This is a genomic window from Agrobacterium sp. AGB01, assembly GCF_014851585.1.
GTDB lineage: Bacteria > Pseudomonadota > Alphaproteobacteria > Rhizobiales > Rhizobiaceae > Agrobacterium.
Genome location: NZ_JACVAB010000002.1, coordinates 351,340 through 372,027, shown reverse-complemented (window position 1 = coordinate 372,027; position 20,688 = coordinate 351,340). Strand labels below are relative to the sequence as shown.

The following is a 20,688-nucleotide window of genomic DNA, read 5'->3' as shown; positions in this document are numbered from 1 at the left end:
ACGGATTTATCGTTTTTCCAGCAAATAAAGGTGGCTTATGCCCGTGCCCGCATGGCGCCATCGCGGCTTTCGAGAGCAGCAGCCTTTTCATAATCGGCCACGACTTCCTCAAGCGATGCTTCGGCCGCCTCCTGCTGTACCCTCAGTTCCCGAATGGAAACCTGAAGGTTATCAGCACGTTGACGTGCCGCCTTGGCAAAGGTCGGATACGCAAAATGTGTTGGGTCCGTAATACCCGACTTGGATTCTTCAAGACTGATCTGGTGAACCAGTTCCTTAGCCATCCGGTCGAACTCCGCCATCATGAGTTGCAACTGCTGCAACTGGCGGCGTTTCTCGTTGACCTGAAATTCCTTCAGGCGAATTAGGCTGTCACGCGACTTCATACGCAATACTCCGTGGATGTCGAAACCCCGGTTCAAGACAATTTTAACCCGTTGATGCCGGTGTGAGCCGAAATCGTTCAAAAAAATAACAAGACGTTAATAAAAAAACGTCCGCGTTAACCTTTCGTTTACGGGCATCATTAATGATAACGACGATCATTTAAGGGTCGGTAAATGCCATGTCCAAAAATTTGGACGCGACAATGTACGAGTCGGTTGAATCACTTAGCACGATATCCTCATGTTAAGATTCAATGTTGGCGATGGTGGATTCATATGGAAAATCAGTGGCGTGCCATTTATATTTAACAAATTCGATACACTTGCCAGAGGCGATTAGAATTTGTTAACCATTTGATGGCAGCCTGCAAATCAGGCAACGTCTGGATCCGTATCGCGCAAGGCACTTACCTTCCGGCGGGCGGCAAAGGGGATAATTATGCGGGTTCTACTCATCGAAGACGACAGCGCGACAGCTCAGAGCATCGAGCTAATGCTGAAGTCAGAAAGCTTTAATGTCTATACGACCGATCTCGGCGAAGAGGGCGTGGATTTAGGCAAGCTGTATGACTACGATATCATTCTTCTCGACCTCAATCTTCCGGACATGTCCGGTTATGAAGTTTTGAGAACACTTCGCCTGTCCAAGGTGAAGACACCTATCCTTATTCTCTCCGGCATGGCCGGCATTGAAGACAAGGTACGTGGTCTCGGCTTCGGCGCAGACGACTACATGACTAAGCCATTCCATAAGGATGAGCTTGTTGCCCGTATCCACGCTATCGTGCGTCGTTCGAAGGGCCATGCCCAGTCGATCATCGCAACTGGCGAGCTGATCGTGAACCTCGACGCCAAGACTGTAGAAGTCGGCGGCCAGCGTGTTCACCTGACCGGCAAGGAATACCAGATGCTGGAGCTGCTTTCGCTCCGCAAGGGCACCACCCTTACCAAGGAAATGTTCCTGAACCACCTTTACGGCGGTATGGATGAGCCTGAACTGAAGATCATCGACGTGTTTATCTGTAAACTTCGCAAGAAGTTGGCAAATGCCGCAGGCGGCGCGAACTACATCGAAACGGTGTGGGGTCGTGGTTACGTTCTGCGCGAGCCGGATGGCGCGACAGAATATCTTGAAACTGCCTGATACCGCATTCCCCAATGCAAAAGCCCGCCTTCATGGCGGGCTTTTTTGTTTCAAGCGGTGACACATACGGTCAGTTCAGTGCCTCATGCAAAAATGAGACAATACCGTCAGCGATCTCGCGGTGAATATCCGCCCGGTTTCGCCCGCCACCATCGCGGCAAACAAAACTTTCCCCGGGCGATTCTTGTTCAATGATCTTGTCCGCACCAGGTTTGCACGTCTGGACAAAACTGAAATGCGTTGCATCGCCAACTTCGCGGTAAAGCGTTGAAGAAGCTGGCAAATGTTGCCGCAAGTATTCCGAATCGTTTTTTATCGCGGCAATCTCGGCCGTCTGATGACCCGCTGCATAGACCAGAACCGGTATATCGATCCCTGCAAGACTGTCAGGCACAAAGCCGGAGGCAGGCCCGAGATCAAGCGCGACAGCAGCCCTGATGCGTTTATCTTTCAAATCCTGAGAAAGCTCTGGACGGGCTTTGCCACCGCCGACAATACCGATCCGCGCCATAAGTTTCAGGTCTTTGCATTGCGCAGGCATGACATCGCCCGTGCAGTCCTTGAGAGCGCGATCCGCCTGATAACGACCGCCAGCCAGTTCGATTGCCGTCCAACCACCCAAAGAGTGGCCTATGACGGCGATTTTCCCGTCATCTATCTCACCAGCCAGCGACGTATTCTCCAGCACAGCCGTTAACGTGCGGCTGATATCGCGCGGACGCTCCCAAAGCCGCAAGGCTTCTGCGTCGTCCATATTCTGGAATGTCGTGCCAGGATGGTCTGGCGCCGCAACAATATACCCGCTTTGCACAAGCTCACCAGCCAACCAATTAAGGTTTCGCCAGCTGCCGCCATAACCATGCGACAGTAAAACCAACGGATGTTTGCCCGGGGCTGCCAAGACATCCTGCTCGACACCAAGACCATAAAAGACAGGATTTTCTCCAACGGTCTCGGCTTTCGTGACCGTCTCGTTTGCCGGGTACCACAATGAAATCTTCAGCGGCCGATCATTACCTTTTTCAGCCTGCTCGATTTGTTTGAAACCTACCGCCGTGCCCGCCAGGGCAACCTGCCCTGTCAAAGTCAACACCAGCATCGCCAATGAGAAACAGCGCATTTCCGTCTCCATATGTTGAACTCGGTCAATCCAATGAGACAGTTGTGCAAATGCGGCGACCTGAATCAGGTTTGAGGCCGACTGGAACATGATCAAGGACCAGCGGCTCTATATAAAGTGGCACAAACAAAAACGGCGCCCATTGGACGCCGTTTTTTAAGAATAGCCGGAGACCTGATCAGGCCTTGAGTGTCGCCACGAACACGATCTTGTCTTCGTGCACCGTATAATCCAGTGCCATGTCAGCTTCCTGTGCCAACAGCAGCGTATAATATGGCTGCACGGAATGGGCGTCGACCGCCTCTTCAAGGGCACCTTTGCAAAGTTCGGCGAACTTTGCCGGAACGCGCAGCATGCGGCCCTTAACGGTGATTTCAAATCGGGCATCGGTTTCTGGATTTTCCAAGACAACGTCGAGATTGCCACCGCGTGGAATAGCGCCGTAAGCGACCAGGAAAAGGTTCAGAAGCAACTTCACCCGGTTCTTGGCGACGATAGCGCGCGGCCCGGTCCAGCTAACCTCAACCTTCTTGTCGGCGCCGGCGAAATCCTTAGCCGCTTTTTCACCCTCGCCCGTGTCAATAGACGCACCGGCCGAACCGGAAGCACCAAAGGCCAGGCGGGCAAATTTCAGTCGCACAGAAGCGTTCAACGCGGATGTACGGATCAGATCCATTGCATCTTCATCCGCGCCACCTTCATCAAGAAGCTCAAGGCCGTTGTTAATCGCGCCCACGGGCGAAATGACGTCGTGGCACACACGACTGCAAAGCAACGCCGCAAGATCGGCTCCCGAGAGTGTCAGGTTCGGGTTAATGGTCATAAATATCTCCTGCGCCGTCGGCTCTTCGGTCGTGCGTTATTTCAAGAATAACCTGCCGTCATAATGACACCATATTTGGTAAACCGATTATTAAGACCATGCTTCCAAAATGGTCAGATGTCATGATACGGCAAGTAAAACGAAACAGACGGACGGAAATGACGATGAGCCTCCACCAAATTCGCACTTTTGCGCACCTGGGACTGATCAGGATTTTCATGGTCGTTGCAGGAATGATTCTGCCGGCACAGGCCATGGCGCAAAGCAGTGACCAATACACGATGCAAGAAATCGTGGATGCGGGACACGGCTTTTTTGGCTCCACCACCGGTGGCCTTGCAAAGGTCGTTGAACAGGCATTCCAGCGTTACGGCCTGCCAAACGGTTATATTCTGGGCCAGGAAGGCTCGGGCGCATTTGTTGCCGGCCTCACCTACGGCGAAGGTCAGCTCTACACAAAGAACGCAGGTCAGCACCCGGTTTTCTGGCAAGGCCCATCGCTCGGCCTTGATTACGGTGGCCAGGGCACACGCACCATGATGCTGGTTTATAACCTTGCATCCGTGGATGGTCTTTACCGCCGCTTTGGCGGTGTCAGTGGCTCTGCATTCGTTATTGCAGGTGTCGGCATGACCGTTTTGAAGAACAACGACGTAACCATTGCACCGATTCGCACCGGCATCGGCGCACGTCTCGGCATCAATGTCGGCTATCTCAAGCTGACGCAGCAGCCGACTTGGAACCCTTTCTGACATTTTTTGCAGTTGATATCGGCCGACGGTAAAAGCCAGCGTCGATTCGCCATCCCTTTAACGCAGGTATGGAACGGCCAGCGCAAGCTCCGCGTGTGACACATGCGGCAGCTTTTTGCGTCGGTGGTGGCGACAAAAGTCAGAACGGTATAGCGTGTCTTAGTTTGGAGATCCCGGCGTGATCGAGTTTGCGATTTTATTTGGATTGGGTTTTTTGAGTGCCGCTCTTGTTGCAGCTCTCATAGCGCCCGCCATTCATCGCCGCATCGTCGCCTATACCGAAAAGCGCCTGCGCGCCACCATGCCCATCAGCCCCCAGGAAGTGCGTGCACAGAAGGATATGGCGCGTGCGCTGTACGCCGCTGAAAATGCCAGAACCCGCCAAGAGCTTGAAAATGAGCGTGCCAAGTCAGTTCAGATTTCCGTGCGCAGCAACAGCCTTGCCGATGATGCCAGCAAAATCCTGACCGAGAACCGCGAACTTCGCCAGCATCTCGAAGAAATGTCTGTCGAGACCGGCGACCTGCGCTCCAGATTGCGCAAGCAGGAAGATGCCGCTGAAAAACTGAAAAGCACCTTGCGCCATGCAGAAGAAAGTAATCAGCTCAAGGCCGCAGAACTGGCCGACCTGATGAAGCGCGCCAGCCGCATCACCAGCGAGTTGGATGAGTTGAAAATTAACCTGTCAGCCAGTGAACTCGAGGTGGAACAGGCGCGTCAGCGCAATGATTCCTGGCGCAAGGAAAAAGATACCATTACCCGCGATCTGAACAGCTCCACCGACAAAAGCCGCGACATGGCAAATCAGATCACCCGCGACAGCCGCAAGATCCACCGCCTGGAAGAACAGCTGGCGCAAGAAGCTGCTCGCAATGCCGACAATGAAAATCTGATTGAACGCCGCAACCAGGAAATCGCACGCCTCAAGGAGCGGTTAGCAACATCCAGTCCACAGTCCGGCGAAATGGTCATTCGCTTGCCCAACCCGGCCGTGGCCAATAAAAGTGCTGCTTCCACCCTACCAGAGGTGCCTGTCGTGGCAGCAAAACCGCCCATCATCGATATCGCCAGCAGCGCCGCAACGTCGGCCACAGCAGCTGACAAAGCTGATCTGAACAGCGAAATCGAAGAAATCCGCAATCAGGGAACGGCGCTCACCGAGCGTCTCATCAACATCAAGAATACCAACAATGATGAAGCGATCCGTCAGGAGATTGCCATCATTGCCGCAAGGATGATTGCCCTGACTGCCCGCCTTGAAGGGGACAACTCACCAATTCCGGAAATTCTGGCGCGTGACACCGCCAATCCAGATGCAAAGCGCCAGAGCCTTGCGCAACGGGCAAACGAGCTTCTGTCGCAGAAACCAAACTAATCGAGATACCGCTTTACAAGCGGCCGAGTGCCGCCGCCATCTGGTAAAGCGCAAGACCGGATGACGTACCGGCATTCAGGCTGTCCAACCGCGCCGATTGCGAGATACGCGCCGTTCGAAAACGCGACAGCACCTCCGGTGGCAAACCGTCGCCTTCTGTTCCGATAACCAGCGCCATACGCTCGGAAACCGGAATATTGCGAATTTCCGTTTCGCCGGCAGGAGACAACGCCCAGATAGTAAAACCTTCTGCCGCCAATTTTTCCAGCAGCGACACCGCCTTGCCTTCACGGATGTAGGGCACCGCAAGCACAGAACCGACAGAGACACGCAATGCCTTGCGATACAGCGGATCGCAGCATGTCTCGTCCAGGAGAACCGCATCGGCATAGAAGGCCGCTGCATTGCGGAACATGCCACCGATGTTATCGTGGTTCGAAATGCCACAGCCAACCACCACCAGCGATGATTTTGGCAGCCTGGCAATCAGACTATCCAGCCCATGCCCTGTCGCGTCGCCGTCAGCCTGAGGAGTTGCCAGACGTCGACCGAGCGCCAGGATACCGCGATGCAGGTGAAAACCGGCAATCGCATCCAGAACCGCAGCATCGGCAATGTAGAGCGGCACAGAGGCCGGAAAATCCTCCAGAATGCTGGCAACACCCTCCAGCCGGTTCTTCAGCACCAGAATGCATTCAGCCTCAAAAGCAACGCCCGCGCGGTGAGCGGCTGCCAGCATGCGCAACACCACGGTGCCCTCGGCAATAAAACGGCCCTGCCGTCCCGTCAGATCTCGTTCCCTGATGTTGCAGAACGCTTCTATACGCGGATCATCGGCAGAGGTTATCTCGATGACAGCACGGCCGGTCGCAGCCGTTGCCTCATTGTGCATCGATTGTCACATCGGCCACGAAGCGGCCCGTTGCGATATCAAACACCATTGCCTTGCGTGTGCCATTGGCAAGCCTGCCGGTAAACAGCAACTGACCCGCAGCAAGCGAGGTATTTTCAATGACAAAGCCCTGTGGCAGGCTTGCGGTGGCAGAAACAGGTCCATCAGATGGCACTGCACCGTTCACCGCAGCAACCGGAGCCTGCGTTTGCGTCTTGGATGGCCCCATAGCCTTGTAGACAACGGCTCCGAACACCGCCATAAGGCTGATGAACATCACGGACCCTGAAACGATCTGCAAGCGTATCATCTTGCGACGAACGCTTTCCATGGCCGGGTCGAGCGGCTTGTCTTCCTGTTCTTCTGGCTCGATCTGCGTCATCTGAGGTCCTGTCATTACTATTTGATCGGAAAGTTGAATGAACGACCCCTTTAAACAAGGCGCAGACGCAAGAAAAGTCCTGATTGCCGAAGAAGATGCCGAAGGTCGTCTGGATTCGTGGCTGACGACGGCTGTTGAGGGCGATTTTTCACGCAACCGCCTCAAATCTCTCATTGAGCAAGGCGCTGTCACCGTCAATGGTGTCGCCATCACTGAACCAAAAAAGAAGATCCGCCCTGGCGACCGGGTGGAAATCAACATGCCGGAACCAGAAGATCCTGAACCGCAGGGCGAAGACATCCCGCTTGATGTTCTCTATGAGGACGAAGATTTGATCGTGCTCGTCAAACCGGCTGGCCTTGTCGTTCATCCCGGTGCTGGCAACTGGACGGGCACACTGGTCAACGCGTTGATACATCACTGCGGTGATAGCCTTTCCGGTATCGGTGGCGTCAAACGCCCTGGCATCGTGCACCGCCTGGATAAGGAGACCAGCGGCGTTATGGTGGTTGCCAAAAACGACAATGCCCATCGCCATCTTGCTGCGCAGTTTGCCGACCATGGCCGCACAGGCCCACTGGAACGCGCTTACAAGGCAATCGTCTGGGGCCGCCCGAAACAGCTTCGTGGCACCATCGATGCGGCGCTCGGCCGTTCGGGCAATGATCGCACAAAGCGCACCGTGAAGCGCGAGGAGGCGGAAGATGCTCGCGAGGCCATTACGCATTACGAAGTCATGGAACGCTTCCGGGAGAAGCCGGACGCTTCCTGCCTTGCCTCCATGGTGGAGTGCCATCTGGAAACTGGCCGTACACACCAGATCCGCGTACATATGGCACATATCGGCAATCCATTACTTGGCGATCCCGAATACGGTGCAGCCTTCCGCACCAAGGCAAACCTGCTGGATGACGAAGCAAAAGCCGTGGTCAACCGTTTTCCCCGCCAGGCCCTGCATGCTTTCCTTTTGTGTTTTGAACATCCGCGCACCGGTGAGGTGATGGAGTTTGAAACCGACATGCCTGACGACATGGAGGAATTGGTGCAAGCGCTGCGAAACGACAAAGAGGCGTGACATCAAGAAAGGGACCGTTATCGGTCCTTTTTTATCGAAAAAGCAAACCGTAACGGCTTCGTGATGCAACCGTATTCTTGAAACGCCGTTCACTCCTACATATCTGTAACGGGAAATTGTGCGTGATACATTGTATGCGCACGCAGCGGTCTGCCTGAAAAGCTATTATTAGGGGGCCGTAGTTCAAGGATAGGGGGTGCTTTATGGCCCGCAATAGTTTGCCTTCAATTACCGCCGGTGAAGCCGGTCTTAATCGTTATCTCGATGAAATTCGCAAGTTTCCTATGCTGGAGCCGCAGGAAGAGTACATGCTCGGCAAACGCTATGCCGAACATGGCGACCGCGACGCCGCGCATAAACTCGTCACCAGCCACCTGCGACTGGTCGCCAAGATTGCCATGGGTTATCGCGGCTACGGCCTGCCGATCGGTGAAGTCGTGTCCGAAGGCAATGTCGGCCTGATGCAGGCCGTCAAGAAGTTTGACCCGGAGCGTGGTTTCCGTCTGGCGACTTATGCCATGTGGTGGATCAAGGCCTCGATCCAGGAATATATCCTGAGATCCTGGTCGCTCGTTAAAATGGGCACCACCGCAAACCAGAAGCGTCTCTTCTTCAACCTGCGCCGCCTCAAGGGCCGTATTCAGGCCATCGATGATGGCGACCTGAAGCCCGAACACGTCGCTGAGATTGCCAGAAAGCTGAAGGTTTCCGAAGAGGAAGTTGTATCGATGAACCGCCGCCTGCATGGCGATGCTTCGTTGAATGCCCCAATCAAGGCAGCGGAAGGCGAATCCGGCCAGTGGCAGGATTGGCTGGTCGATGACCACGACAGCCAGGAACAGGTGCTGATTGAGCAGGACGAGCTCGAAACGCGCCGCCACATGTTGGCGCGTGCCATGAGCGTTCTGAACGATCGTGAACGCCGTATCTTCGAAGCTCGCCGCCTCGCAGAAGATCCGATCACTTTGGAAGAACTTTCCGAGGAGTTCGATATCAGCCGCGAGCGCGTACGCCAGATCGAAGTCCGTGCCTTTGAAAAGGTACAGGAAGCGGTGCAGAAACAAGCTCTGGAAGCAGCCAAGGCCCTTCGGGTGGTGGACGCCTGATTACTGAAGTTCGCTCCTCCCAAGCGACCTCGGCTGTAAAAGCCAAAAGAAAAGCCCCCGAACACTGTTCGGGGGCTTTTTTAATGGTTGGGCGTTGAAACCTTACTGGCCAGCGGCGGGTGCGGTTGACGCCCAGTCCTTGAGCGCGGCATCAAAAGCAGCACGACCCTCAGGACCCTTCTGCATAGTCAGCAATGCACGACGGCCATTGCGATATGACACTGGAATATCGATCCAATCACGGGTGGCTAGCAGCTCCAGATTGGTCTTCATCGCATCTGGGAAGTCATTGAGGGCGATCATATGGAAATCGTCCGTGATCTTCGCTGGAACGGCAATCAAGGCGTTACCGCGGTCCTGTTCAGTCTGCTTCATGGCAATACGCTGAACGCTGTCGATCGCGCCGCCTTCAAAGCCAGGCGTAACAGAGAAGACGATTTCCACCAGGTGGCTGGCAGGCAGCGACGAGTCCAGATTACGCTTGAAGGTAATCAGTGCACTCAAACCGCGTGCAGGAATGCTCATCTGACCCTGAACGGTCGCAAGCTGCTTGCCGTCTTCACCCTGCTCATGCTGCAGGGTCCAGGCCACGCTGCCTTCGATTGCAGTCGGAACCGTTTGGCCAAGCACCTCTTCATAGAGGAACATGCGTTCTGCACCGGCTGCAAGTGGCGCACCCACGCCAGGTGCCGCAGCAGCGCCCTGAGTGGCTGGCGGTGTTGTAGTGGCAGCATCTGGTGTCTGCGCAGGAGCAGCTTCATTCTGCTCATACACAGATTGACCTTCAGCGGTAACCGGCTGGCCGTTGGCGCCAGGTGCCGGACCTTCGTCCCGCTCTGTGCCGTCAGGAAGCAGACGCTGGGTAAACTTGCTACCCTGCACCGAACCGTCATCCGTCTGCGGCGTGGCAGGCGGTGTCTGTTCCGTCGTTGCAGGTGGTGTCGTCGTTGTTTCGCCTGCACCGTTCTGGGCCGGCTGCTCTGTCGTGGCAGGTGTTTCTGGCTGCGCAGACTGCGTCAATCCGCTGACCATGTCATTCATGGCATCGCGGTTGAGCCACAGCGCGTAACCACCACCTGCCAGAAGCAGAACACCCAGCAGAGCAAGCACATAGCTTGCATAATTGCGGCGCGGCTTTTTCTTGACCATGTAGGACGCAGGCGGAACACCATCGGCAGAAATGCCAGAGGCCCCAGCCTCGTAGGAACCGACCTTGCCGGCAACCTTGGCATCGGTGCCAATGCCGTCATAACCGATCAGTTCTTCCAGATCGTCCCAAGGAGTGCGTTTCTTGTTGGCGGCTTCCTTTGTGGTGTCAGCAGGTGCCTGCTTAAAGTCCAGCGGCACTTCCTGCAAGGACGGCTTGCCGGTTCCAGCAGCCGCAGCAACTGCAGCGCTGGAAGCCTGCCCAGCGGTCGGCAGATCAACAGTCGCGTCTTCAAAATAGGAGGAGAAATCCTCATCCTGTGCCGATTGTTTGCGTGGCTGCTCGACTGCAGGCGTCGCAAACACATCATCATGATAGTCCGCACGCGCGGCGAAAGGATCGGATTCGTCTTCGAAGCTGTGGCGATTGTCGGGCTCTACAGCACCATAAGCAGGAGCAGCAACAATTTCCGGCTCTTGCTCGACTTCTGGTTCATTGTCGGCAACAGGCGCGACATATACGGGCTCGACCACTTCCGGATAGGAACGTGGCGCCTGCAGAACAGGCTCTTCCGATTCTATGCGGACGTCATCGGCGTACACGGCATCATCGGCAGGCTTGCGCCATTCATCTTCCGCAGCCGGTGCATCATCATCCACCCAATGCGGCTCTTGCGCATGGACGACGGGCTCCTGATAAGCGGTTTCTTGTTCTGGTGTCGGTTCGTCTTCTACCGGCTCCTCATAACGAGGCTCATCGACGTAGACAGGTTCAACGGTCTGCGGTTTGAAGTAGGAAACTTCAGGCGCGGGCTCGTAAGCCTGTTCGTAAACAGGCTCAACCGGCTCTGGCTCTTGTTCAGTCTCGGGTTCATAGGAAGGAGCCGCTGCATAGGCAGCAGGCTCTTCCTCCTCAACCTGCGGCTCTTCAACCGCAGGTGCAGGTTCTTCTTCAACCACATCGGCAGGCTCTTGCACATAGGACTGCTGTCCGGAGGTTGTTTCCTCCGGCGCAGCATAGTCGTCATGCACATAGTCATCATCTTCTTCAAGCGGCGGTAAGGCTTCGGCATATTCGCCTTCAACCTCTGCAATCGCCGCATCAAGTTTGACGACCTGACGTCGCAGCAACTCTTCCGGTGGACGTGGGTTCATATTCTCCAGTTGCCGAACAACGGCACTGCGAGCTTTTTCGTAAACCTTCGCCCGGGTTTCGGGAGTGTTGTTCGCCAAGCCATCAACGGCTTTGCGAATGACCGCTACAAAATCTGCCATAAGCACTTTCTCGTCGTCACCGGCGACGTACCGGCCCGATATGGTTTATTAATTGTGACATTAATCCTCAAAAGGATCAGTCACAAGTATCGTATCGTCACGCTCAGGGCTGGTGGAAAGAAGCGCAACGGGTGCACCGATCAGTTCTTCGACCTGACGAACGTATTTAATCGCCTGAGCAGGCAAATCCGCCCATTTTCGGGCACCGACGGTCGATTCTTTCCAGCCTTCCAGCGTGATGTAGATTGGTTCGACGCGAGCTTGCGCTCCCTGGCTTGCCGGAAGGTGATCGATCTCCTTGCCGTCGAGCTTGTAGCCAATGCAAATCTTCAGCTCATCAAGGCCATCAAGAACATCGAGCTTGGTCAGCGCGATGCCGGTAATGCCGTTGGTTGCCACCGACTGACGAACCAGTGCAGCGTCAAACCAGCCGCAACGGCGCTTGCGTCCGGTAACGGTGCCGAACTCATGTCCCTTTTCACCCAGGAACTGACCGATTTCATCGTTCAGCTCGGTCGGGAATGGACCTTCACCAACGCGGGTCGTGTAGGCCTTGGTGATACCAAGAATGTAACCGAGCGCGCCAGGCCCCATGCCCGAACCAGCAGCAGCCTGACCGGCAACAGTGTTGGACGAGGTCACGAACGGATATGTGCCGTGGTCTATATCGAGCAGCGAACCCTGCGCGCCTTCAAACAGGATGCGTGCGCCAGCGCGACGCTTCTTGTCGAGCAGAAGCCATACGGTTTCACGGAACGGCAGGATCTTGTCGGCGATCGATGTCAGCTCTTCCATGATTGTTTCATGGCTGACTTCAGCCACACCAAAACCACGACGCAGCGCATTATGGTGGTTGAGGATGCGGTCAACCTTGGCAGCCAGCGCCTCGGTGTCTTCCAGATCCATCACGCGGATAGCACGACGACCGACCTTGTCCTCATAGGCAGGGCCGATACCACGGCGCGTGGTGCCGATTTTTGTACCGCTGTTGGAGGCCGCGTCTTCGCGCATGCCGTCCAGTTCGCGGTGCAGAGAAAGGATAAGGGTGGCGTTGTCGGCGATACGCAGATTATCCGGCGTAACTGTTACACCTTGTGCAGCCAGACGGCCCATTTCAGCAATCAGCGCATGTGGGTCGACCACAACGCCATTACCGATCACGGCCAACTTGCCAGGACGCACGACACCCGAAGGCAGAAGAGACAGCTTGTAGCTGACGCCATCAATGACAAGTGTATGACCGGCATTATGCCCACCCTGGTAACGAACGACAACGTCCGCACGCTCGGAGAGCCAATCAACAATCTTACCCTTGCCTTCGTCGCCCCACTGAGAGCCGACCACTACGACATTCGTCATTATCTTGCTTTCCTGCTTATGGCGCGTGTCTGCGCCCTAACCCAAACCCGCGAATGTATACTGCGTTGTTTTAAGGAAAGCGACCCTGTTTATGCTAGCGTTTTTTGCTTTTTGCATGACAAAATCCGTGACAAAGCACGCTTTGCGGCTTTATCTCGGCACCGAGGTGGCAAAAACGTTGTCGATGTCCGACGATTCCCGCCCTGCGCCTGCATACAACCACCGAAAGATTCCCTCGTGCCTTCAAGAGCCTACCTCGCCCTGATCATCGCCACACTTTGCTGGGGCGGCAATGCTGTCGCCGGAAAACTCGCCCTTGGCCATGTCAGTCCTATGGTGCTGACATATCTGCGCTGGGTATTTGCGGTCGTTTTCATCTTTGCCATTTCCGTGCCGCAACTGGTCCGTGACTGGCCGGTGGTCAAAAAGAACCTGCCCTATTTCTTCGGGTTGGGGATCATCGGTTACACCAGCTTCAACGCCTTTCTCTACACCGCGCTGCAATACACCTCCGCCATCAATGCCGCCGTTATCCAGGCTGGCATTCCCATGGTGATTTTTGCGCTGAACTTCGCGCTGTTTGGAACACGCGTGATGAGTGGCCAGATCATTGGGTTCTTCATGACGATTGCCGGTGTTGCCCTGCTGGCCTCGCATGGCGATCCGTGGTCGTTACTGGCGCTGGACTTGAATGCCGGGGATGCCATCATGCTGATGGCGGTGCTGGTATATGCCGTCTACACCATCATGTTGCGCTGGAAACCACTGGTAAACTGGCGCACCTTGATGGCCATACCGGCGCTTGGCGCACTCATCTCATCTTTCCCGCTGATGGGGTGGGAGGTCATGCAACAGACAGCCGTCTGGCCGGATCAGAAGGGTTGGATAATCACGCTTTATACGGCGATTTTAGCGTCGCTTCTGGCACAGATTCTTTACATCAGAGGCGTCGAAAGCATTGGCCCAAACCGCGCCGGACTGTTTATCAATCTCGTACCGGTGTTCGGCACGTTGCTTTCCGTCATCATTATTGGAGAAACGCTGCACACCTACCAGATCATGGCTCTGCTTTTGACGCTGGGTGGCATTGCGGTGGCAGAACGAAAAAAGCTGCCAGTCCCTTGAAAGGGAGCCGGCAGCCAAGTCAGTCATGAATAGTGTGAACGCTTAAAGCGTAATTTCGCTGGCAGTCGGGCTGGCGTTGCGCGAACCGTTGCCGAGGACGACGCCGCCCTTTGCCGTTTCGACAATCAGAACCTTTTGCAGCGAGCCATCATCACCAAGCGCGTAACCGATGCGCAACGCATGTGATGGCCAACCACGATGGATCAATTCCTGGCGCTTGATGGTGGCGCAATCACCGCAATTGTCGGCTTGCATAAAGGCCGGCACCGAATTGTTGCTGTCGAAAGAGCCGAAAAAGTCATCCAGTGCCTGCATTGGCTCATTGACCGCCTTGTTGACGCGCAACAGGTCCTTGCGACGAGCCTCAGTCAGCGAAAGGGCGGCGCGCGGTGCACACTGACCGGCAACCAGCAGGCAATCGCCGAAACGCACGCCCTTGCTGGCTGATGCCTCCACGGCCATTGCCTGCGCCTTTTCAGCCGAGGCAAAACCACGTGCGAAACCAGCAGGCCCGGCCGCATCGGCTTCGCCACTGACAGATGCTACAAATACACCGCAAATTGCGGCAGCTATGATCTTCTTCAACATTTCATACCCCGTTTCGGTATCAGCCAGCTTGCCCGCCGGTCTTGAATAACGTTTCTGGAGTTTGCTTCGGTATCTGCCGCCCTCGGGCAACAGATCCCTTCTCCAGTAACACCCAACTTACAGGGCAGTCTTTTCGGGGCATTTAAATCGATAGCTACAATTTTATCGGAATTTGTTTTTATTGCCATCTAACGCATTTTTTTTGAAATCACCGTCTGGGACGGCACCAGCACCCTCTCTCTTTCGGTAGCTGTCCATTAACATTTGCAACACGCGACGAGACGCTCTTGTTAATAAACGGCCCTGTTGTTGCTGCCGGTTTTCGGCATCCAGAGACCCGGTTTCTCCTGCTAAAAACCCATGTGCTGTTAAGCTGAAAAATGGCCAAAATCCGGCAATTTCCGGACGCAAAACAAGCTTGAAACCATGCCCGTTTCACACATGTTTTCATAAGGTTAAACTGGCAGTGGACAAGCGGTCCAGCGTTAACCTTATCTAAAAACCTAACGTTAGTATTTACCAATTAGTAATCAGCAAAACGTGAGGTTTTGCGATGCGTAAACTATTTGTCGCGCTCTTTTTGACCGCTTTATTGGCAGGCTGTGCGACAGCCCCTACCCAGACGCGCAACATATGCGCCGTGTTTGAACAGCGTGATGGCCTGTTTAACAACTGGCGTCGTGACGCGCAGGCGGCAGAACGCACTTGGGGTGTGCCTGTACCTGTGCTGATGGCAACGATCTACACAGAATCCAGTTTCCGTCAGTATGCGCGCCCGGCACGCACCAAGCTGTTTGGTTTCATACCGTGGAAACGTCGTTCCACCGCCTATGGTTATGCCCAGGCACTGGACGGCACATGGAAAGAATATCAGCGTGACACCGGCCGCTGGAGTGCAAGCCGCACTGATTTCACCGACGCGATCCACTTCGTTGGCTGGTATCATAACAAGAGCAACAAGCGGAATGGCATCGCCTTGCGCGACACCTATAACCTCTATCTGGCCTATTACTCCGGCCACGGGGGTTATGCCCAGGGTGTTTGGAAAAGCAAACCTGCCATCCGCGAAGCTGCACGCCGTTCCGCCAACATTGCCGATAACTATGCACGGCAACTGCGAAACTGCGGCTACTGAAGCAGTTTCAGCGAAAACGAGAGCCGGCTCCGATTCCGGAATTGCGTGAAAAGAAAAAGATGGAGCGCTTCCAGCGATGTGATGTCCGCCAGAAGCGCTCTTAAAAATTATGCGTAAGGCGCTACGAATTCGCGCACGGCATCAACTTCACCCGAGCGGATTTCATGGCCGCCCGGATGCCAGACCAGCGACACATCTGCGCCAGTTCCGGTGAAATGCTCGGCGAGCGCCTGCGTCAACTGTACCGGGCTGATGGGATCGCGTTCACCAGCAGTGATCAGGATACGTAGCGTCTTGGCGGAGGGCTTAACGACCGGCTGGAACGGGATGAGCGGGTGCATCAGGACCGCCGCATCAAACAGGTCTGGAAATTCGATCAACACATTGGCGAGGATATTGGCACCATTGGAAAAACCGAGTCCAATAACCTTTCCCGCCTTATAATGATCGCGGTGCGCCTCAACAAAGTCGGCCATATTTTTCGTGGCACGTTCAAGATCATCCAGATCATAGACGCCTTCCGCCTTGCGACGGAAAAAACGCGCAGCACCATGTTCGGAAACATCGCCAAGCGGCGAAACGACGGTTGCCTGCGGCAACAACCGGCTGCCAAAGTCGAAGAACTGGTTTTCATCCCCACCCGTGCCATGCAGCACGACAAAAAGCGGCTGACCAGCAGCACCGGCCCTGACATTGTGAATGTAGTTATCCTTACCCATGGAAAGGTTCCTTTTTTCGCTCGCGTCATGGCAAGATTTGATCTGACCATCCATGCCAATGGGCTGACCCTCGGGCAAATCCCGAGGGTGACGTCATCGTTTCATCAATAGTTTCAGTGAAGGCCGTTACGCGGCCTTTTCGTCACCAAGCGGTTCCAGATGCTGTTCCAGAATGCCGCGCATATGCGCATGCTGTTCAGGCAGTTTCAGTGCTTCACCGAGATGCGCCGTGTCTTCGTCCCGGTCAAAGCCCGGCTCATTGGTGGCAACCTCAAACAATACGCCGCCCGGTGTGCGGAAATAGATCGCCCAGAAATAGTCTCGGTCGATCACGGGCGTGACCTGATAGCCGGTATCCATCAATGCCTTGCGCACCTCGAGCTGCTTTTCACGGTTTTCGACCGCAAAGGCGATGTGATGAACGGAACCGGCACCAAGACGTGCACCCGAAATATTGGGCATGGTTTCGATGTCTATGAAGTCGGCACCGTTGCCGCCGGCAATACCAAGGCGCAACACCCCGTCTTGCCGGTCAACTTCTTCATACCCCATGAATTTCAGCAGTTCGCCAGTTGCACCTTCGTCACGAAGACGCAGCGACGCACCCTGAAAACCATGGATCGCATGATCCGCCGTCACACCATTACCAACCCACTGGCCACGATTATCGTCAGGCACTTCAACCAGCGCAAAACCATCGCCATCAGGACCTGCAAAATGCAGGCGCTTGTTGCCAAAGGCTTCGTCGGTTTTCAGACCATCCGCACCGGCCTTGGTCAGGCGGTCCTGCCAGTAACCGAGCGATCCCTGCGGAACGGAAAACAGTGTTGTACCAACCTCGCCTGTCCCCGGCCGGCCGCGTGCAATGTGCGGGAATGGGAAGTAGGTCATGACCGAGCCGGGCGTACCAACCTCATCACCATAATAAAGGTGATAGACGTCGGGCGCATCGAAGTTGACGGTCTTTTTGACGCGGCGCAGGCCAAGCGTGTCGGTGAAGAATGCATTATTGATGCGGGCGCTCGCTGCCATCGACGTGACGTGGTGCAGTCCCTTGATCTGGTTCAGCATGATAAAACCCCTTGTGCCTGATCCCTGAGACAGGATCGTTGCTCTTGATGGGCTTATAATTAGGCCGATCTGCCACAAAGCATAGACCGAGCTCTCAGAACGCATTGTTCACAAAATGAGAACGAAAAATCAAACCCGTTCAGCAATCCATAAGGCTTCAAAACAAGAAAGCCGCCAGTTTACGGCGGCTTGAGAAGATCTATGGAAGTCTTTGCAGCTACCAACGACTACGTTCAGTGATCGTCCGCCTCACCCAGCACCCAGTATCCAGCTGTGCGGAAATCGTTCTTCGGCAGTTTTGCCTCATCGCTGAGGAATTTCTTGATCTCGCGAACCTCACCCTTTTCACAGGCAATGAAAATATGGCGGCTGTCGCTATCCTCGCTCCAGTCATGCCGGCGCAAAGCCTGTTCCAAAAGGCCGGATGTACCGGCAGCCTTGCCATTGCGGTAAAGCCATGTCCAGTTGACATCGGCTTCTGACTTGATGTCCTGACGTTCATTTTCGTCTGCCACTTCGGCGTAAACAGTGATCTTCTTACCCGCGGGCAACTCTTCCACCATACGCGAGATAACTGGAAGCGCCGTTTCATCGCCAGCGAACACACAGGCATCCACCTCGACCGGAACGACGCCACCACCGGGACCGATAATACCGACCAGATCACCGGCCTTGGCAGTTGCCCCGAAATGCGCACCAGGCATGTGGTTTCCCTCATGCATGACGAAATCCAGTTCGATTTCCTGACGCTCCACATTGCCGTAACGAATGGTGTAAACGCGCCGGATCAACTCGTCATCACCTTCCGGCCAGACAACAGCACCGGTTTGGGACAGGTGAGGCCAGACCGGTGTGCGACCCTGCGGCACGATCAGAATGCGGACATGCAGACCACCGGTCATCAGACGTTCAATGCCCTCACTAACCGAAATGACCAGACGACGCATGTTGGGTGTGACGTTAAACGCCCTGACCACGCGACCTTCAAACAGATTTGGTAGCTGGTTCAGATCAGCCCCGTGGCCCTGCCAACGAAAACGAAGATGCTTATCGCCCGAAAACTCCAGCAGATGTTCCGCAAGCATTGCCTTGATCGACATCAGGACATGGGCGTCATAACAATTGACCTCGGCTTGGAAGCGGCCCTTCTCGCCAGCCATCCAGACTTTGCCGTATTCCGTTTCGTAATGGAGAACAGTACCTTCACGGATGACAGGAAAATGCTCGGCAAAGTGCTGCTGAAACTTGTCAACAATCAACTCCGCATTGGCAATTTCAACAGAAGTTTCCGCAAATAACACAGACACAACAAAAATCCTTCGCCCGTAAGTCCACTTATCTCATAGACCAACGAACTAGAACTTTAAAGTCAAGAATTGCAGAAAATACTGCTTACGAGGCGTCGGCCACATCCGCCGGCAATGCCCATTCAACCGGCGTGCGGCCGTGGGAAACGAGATAATCATTAGCCTGCGAAAAGTGCCGGCTACCAAAAAAGCCATTATGGGCCGATAGTGGAGAAGGATGTGGTGCCTTCAAGACCAGATGGCGGTTGCGGTCCACGAAGGATGCTTTTTTCTGGGCGTAGGAGCCCCACAACATGAAGACAACATGGTCACATTCGTCATTCACCACGCGGATAACAGCGTCAGTGAATTTTTCCCAGCCCTGCCCCTGGTGAGAAGCGGCACGCGCCTCTTCAACAGTCAAAACGCTGTTGAGCAACAACACGCCCTGCTGCGCCCAGCTTTCCAGAAAGCCGTGGCGGACCGGCTGGATGCCGAGATCGCTTTGCAGTTCCTTGTAGATATTCACCAGTGATGGCGGTGTGCGGACACCGGGGCGGACGGAAAAGCACAGGCCATGCGCCTGACCGTAACCGTGATATGGGTCCTGTCCGAGAATGACCACCTTGACTTTGCCGAGCGGCGTCAGGTCAAGAGCACGGAAATATTCATGCCCCTTGGGAAAGATGTGCTTTCCTGCCTGTTTCTGTTCAAGCAGGAAAGCCTTGAGCTGAGACATATAGGGACTGGAAAATTCCGGAAGAAGCTTCTGCCGCCAGCTCTCTTCGAGCTTCACACTCTCTTCGGTCATATCCTGCCCCCTTTGGCGAACCTGTTACTTGAAGCGCCCGCGACGCTCGAGAACTTCGATCTTGTAACCATCCGGATCGCAGATGAAGAAGTAACGGGCAAACACGTCGTCCTTGCGGACAAACTCGATGATTTTGCCCGGTGCCAGACCGGCTTCGATCAGGCGTGCGTGTTCTGCGTCAAGGTTGTCGACGGAAACGGCCAGATGGCCATAACCATCGCCAAGCGCATAGGGAACATCACGGCCTCGGTTGATCGTCAACTCAAGTTCGAAACTCTCCTCTTCATCGCTCATATAGACCAATGTGAAAGTTTCCTGCTCCACACGCTCCGCCACATTCAGGCCGAATGCGAGAGAGTAAAAGTCAACCGAACGCTTTTCGTCCAGCACCCGGACCATCGAGTGGATCATTTTGGCCATGGTGTTTTCCTTCTTCTGTTGGCACTTCGACTTGGAGCCAAATAATTGCCGCATCGGGATAAAGGCATATACAGACGCGAAGCAAGCCCCTTATCACAACCCTTAATATAGGAATGCAACTCGGGCGACGCAAATTCACACATCCTACCCGCTGTGACAGTGCCCAGCCTCACCTGTGAAACGAAAACGGGCTGATCATTTCAAGCCTTTTACGCGGCGTCCTAGCCAATTTGTCTCACGCCATTTGTTCAAAAAACAAAGGTCCAAACCTAGACATCACAAGCCTATCATGAGAATTGCACTCATAAAGACAAAAGGCAGCAAACGACATGCGGTACGTGTATCTCTGTTTGGGATGGATTATGGTGGCGACCGGCGTTGCTGGTGCATTCTTGCCTGTTCTGCCGACCACGCCGTTTCTGCTTTTGGCCGTCTGGTGTTTTTCCCGCTCGTCCCCGAAACTCGAAGCATGGCTGCTGTCTCACCCGCGTTTTGGCCAGTCTCTGCGCAACTGGAAAGAAACTGGCTCGATTGCCCGCCGTGCCAAGATTGCCGCCGTCTCCGTCATGACCGCCAGCTACGCGATCTTCTGGTTCACCACAGATCCACCCGCCTTGCGGGCGGTGATTGTACTCGTTGTCATGCTCTGTTCCGCCGCCTTCATCGTCACGAGGCCGGAACCAAAGGCGTGAATTCCA

Annotated in this window: 21 protein-coding genes; 8 read left to right on the top strand and 13 right to left on the bottom strand. The window is 54.8% G+C overall.

Annotation, left to right across the window (positions count from 1 at the left end; genetic code table 11):
- Positions 1-35: 35 nt before the first annotated feature.
- Positions 36-386, bottom strand: a complete 351-nt coding sequence (locus IB237_RS08515; RefSeq protein ID WP_192488221.1) for a flagellar export protein FliJ — start codon at positions 384-386, stop codon at positions 36-38.
- 439 nt (positions 387-825) lie between these two features.
- Here IB237_RS08515 and ctrA point away from each other — a divergent pair, with 439 nt between their 5' ends.
- The gene (ctrA, locus tag IB237_RS08510; RefSeq protein ID WP_192488220.1) at positions 826-1,530 is read left to right on the top strand and encodes a response regulator transcription factor CtrA; all 705 of its coding nucleotides are present in this window, start codon (positions 826-828) and stop codon (positions 1,528-1,530) included.
- A gap of 70 nt (positions 1,531-1,600) precedes the next feature.
- On the opposite strand, the gene IB237_RS08505 is transcribed toward ctrA, so the two are convergent.
- Together IB237_RS08505 and chpT are read right to left on the bottom strand one after the other, a co-directional pair.
- Positions 1,601-2,650, bottom strand: a complete 1,050-nt coding sequence (locus tag IB237_RS08505; protein WP_192488219.1) for an alpha/beta fold hydrolase — start codon at positions 2,648-2,650, stop codon at positions 1,601-1,603.
- A 178-nt stretch (positions 2,651-2,828) separates the two neighbouring features.
- The gene (chpT, locus tag IB237_RS08500; RefSeq protein ID WP_192488218.1) at positions 2,829-3,473 is read right to left on the bottom strand and encodes a histidine phosphotransferase ChpT; all 645 of its coding nucleotides are present in this window, start codon (positions 3,471-3,473) and stop codon (positions 2,829-2,831) included.
- Between the two features lie 158 nt (positions 3,474-3,631).
- Between chpT and IB237_RS08495 the strand changes: the two genes are divergently transcribed.
- Together IB237_RS08495 and IB237_RS08490 are read left to right on the top strand one after the other, a co-directional pair.
- Positions 3,632-4,225 (top strand): DUF1134 domain-containing protein, encoded by a 594-nt coding sequence (locus IB237_RS08495; RefSeq protein ID WP_192488217.1) that lies wholly within the window; start codon positions 3,632-3,634, stop codon positions 4,223-4,225.
- Between the two features lie 214 nt (positions 4,226-4,439).
- On the top strand, positions 4,440-5,600 hold the full coding sequence (locus IB237_RS08490; RefSeq protein ID WP_246787755.1) for a hypothetical protein: 1,161 nt from the start codon (positions 4,440-4,442) through the stop codon (positions 5,598-5,600).
- A gap of 13 nt (positions 5,601-5,613) precedes the next feature.
- Here IB237_RS08490 and IB237_RS08485 read toward each other — a convergent pair whose 3' ends face one another.
- Together IB237_RS08485 and IB237_RS08480 are read right to left on the bottom strand one after the other, a co-directional pair.
- Entirely contained in the window at positions 5,614-6,492 is an 879-nt protein-coding gene (locus tag IB237_RS08485; protein WP_192488215.1) for an RNA methyltransferase, read from the bottom strand.
- Positions 6,482-6,874, bottom strand: a complete 393-nt coding sequence (locus IB237_RS08480) for a hypothetical protein (RefSeq protein ID WP_192488214.1) — start codon at positions 6,872-6,874, stop codon at positions 6,482-6,484. The genes IB237_RS08485 and IB237_RS08480 overlap by 11 nt, the downstream gene beginning before the upstream one ends.
- Before the next feature lie 37 nt (positions 6,875-6,911).
- Here IB237_RS08480 and IB237_RS08475 point away from each other — a divergent pair, with 37 nt between their 5' ends.
- A complete protein-coding gene (locus IB237_RS08475) occupies positions 6,912-7,949 on the top strand; it encodes an RluA family pseudouridine synthase (RefSeq protein WP_192488213.1) in 1,038 nt (345 codons plus the stop codon).
- Between the two features lie 203 nt (positions 7,950-8,152).
- A complete protein-coding gene (gene rpoH, locus IB237_RS08470; RefSeq protein WP_192488212.1) occupies positions 8,153-9,055 on the top strand; it encodes an RNA polymerase sigma factor RpoH in 903 nt (300 codons plus the stop codon).
- Between the two features lie 102 nt (positions 9,056-9,157).
- Here rpoH and IB237_RS08465 read toward each other — a convergent pair whose 3' ends face one another.
- Both IB237_RS08465 and IB237_RS08460 read right to left on the bottom strand, forming a co-directional pair.
- Positions 9,158-11,476, bottom strand: coding sequence for a hypothetical protein (locus tag IB237_RS08465; protein ID WP_192488211.1), 2,319 nt, complete (start codon positions 11,474-11,476; stop codon positions 9,158-9,160).
- 60 nt (positions 11,477-11,536) lie between these two features.
- Positions 11,537-12,835 carry an adenylosuccinate synthase gene (locus IB237_RS08460; RefSeq protein ID WP_192488210.1) on the bottom strand — a complete coding sequence of 433 codons (1,299 nt, stop codon included), beginning with the start codon at positions 12,833-12,835 and terminating at the stop codon, positions 11,537-11,539.
- Positions 12,836-13,072: 237 nt separating this feature from the next.
- On the opposite strand from IB237_RS08460, the gene IB237_RS08455 reads away from it, so the two are divergent.
- Positions 13,073-13,960 (top strand): DMT family transporter, encoded by an 888-nt coding sequence (locus IB237_RS08455; protein WP_192488209.1) that lies wholly within the window; start codon positions 13,073-13,075, stop codon positions 13,958-13,960.
- Between the two features lie 42 nt (positions 13,961-14,002).
- On the opposite strand, the gene IB237_RS08450 is transcribed toward IB237_RS08455, so the two are convergent.
- Positions 14,003-14,548, bottom strand: coding sequence for a transglutaminase-like cysteine peptidase (locus IB237_RS08450; protein WP_192488208.1), 546 nt, complete (start codon positions 14,546-14,548; stop codon positions 14,003-14,005).
- Between the two features lie 553 nt (positions 14,549-15,101).
- Here IB237_RS08450 and IB237_RS08445 point away from each other — a divergent pair.
- Complete coding sequence (locus IB237_RS08445) at positions 15,102-15,683, top strand: transglycosylase SLT domain-containing protein (RefSeq protein WP_192488207.1); 582 nt, start codon at positions 15,102-15,104, stop codon at positions 15,681-15,683.
- Positions 15,684-15,790: 107 nt separating this feature from the next.
- On the opposite strand, the gene IB237_RS08440 is transcribed toward IB237_RS08445, so the two are convergent.
- The 5 genes from IB237_RS08440 to IB237_RS08420 form a co-directional block, all read right to left on the bottom strand.
- Positions 15,791-16,402, bottom strand: coding sequence for an alpha/beta hydrolase (locus IB237_RS08440; protein WP_192488206.1), 612 nt, complete (start codon positions 16,400-16,402; stop codon positions 15,791-15,793).
- Positions 16,403-16,528: 126 nt separating this feature from the next.
- Entirely contained in the window at positions 16,529-17,473 is a 945-nt protein-coding gene (locus tag IB237_RS08435; RefSeq protein ID WP_192488205.1) for a VOC family protein, read from the bottom strand.
- Positions 17,474-17,706: 233 nt separating this feature from the next.
- A complete protein-coding gene (locus tag IB237_RS26545) occupies positions 17,707-18,780 on the bottom strand; it encodes a DUF2218 domain-containing protein (protein ID WP_192488204.1) in 1,074 nt (357 codons plus the stop codon).
- Positions 18,781-18,865: 85 nt separating this feature from the next.
- Positions 18,866-19,570: a uracil-DNA glycosylase gene (gene ung, locus IB237_RS08425; protein WP_192488203.1), complete on the bottom strand. Its 705-nt coding sequence runs from the start codon at positions 19,568-19,570 to the stop codon at positions 18,866-18,868.
- Positions 19,571-19,594: 24 nt separating this feature from the next.
- Positions 19,595-19,990, bottom strand: coding sequence for a VOC family protein (locus IB237_RS08420; RefSeq protein WP_192488202.1), 396 nt, complete (start codon positions 19,988-19,990; stop codon positions 19,595-19,597).
- A gap of 329 nt (positions 19,991-20,319) precedes the next feature.
- On the opposite strand from IB237_RS08420, the gene IB237_RS08415 reads away from it, so the two are divergent.
- On the top strand, positions 20,320-20,682 hold the full coding sequence (locus tag IB237_RS08415; RefSeq protein WP_192488201.1) for a YbaN family protein: 363 nt from the start codon (positions 20,320-20,322) through the stop codon (positions 20,680-20,682).
- Positions 20,683-20,688: the final 6 nt, after the last annotated feature.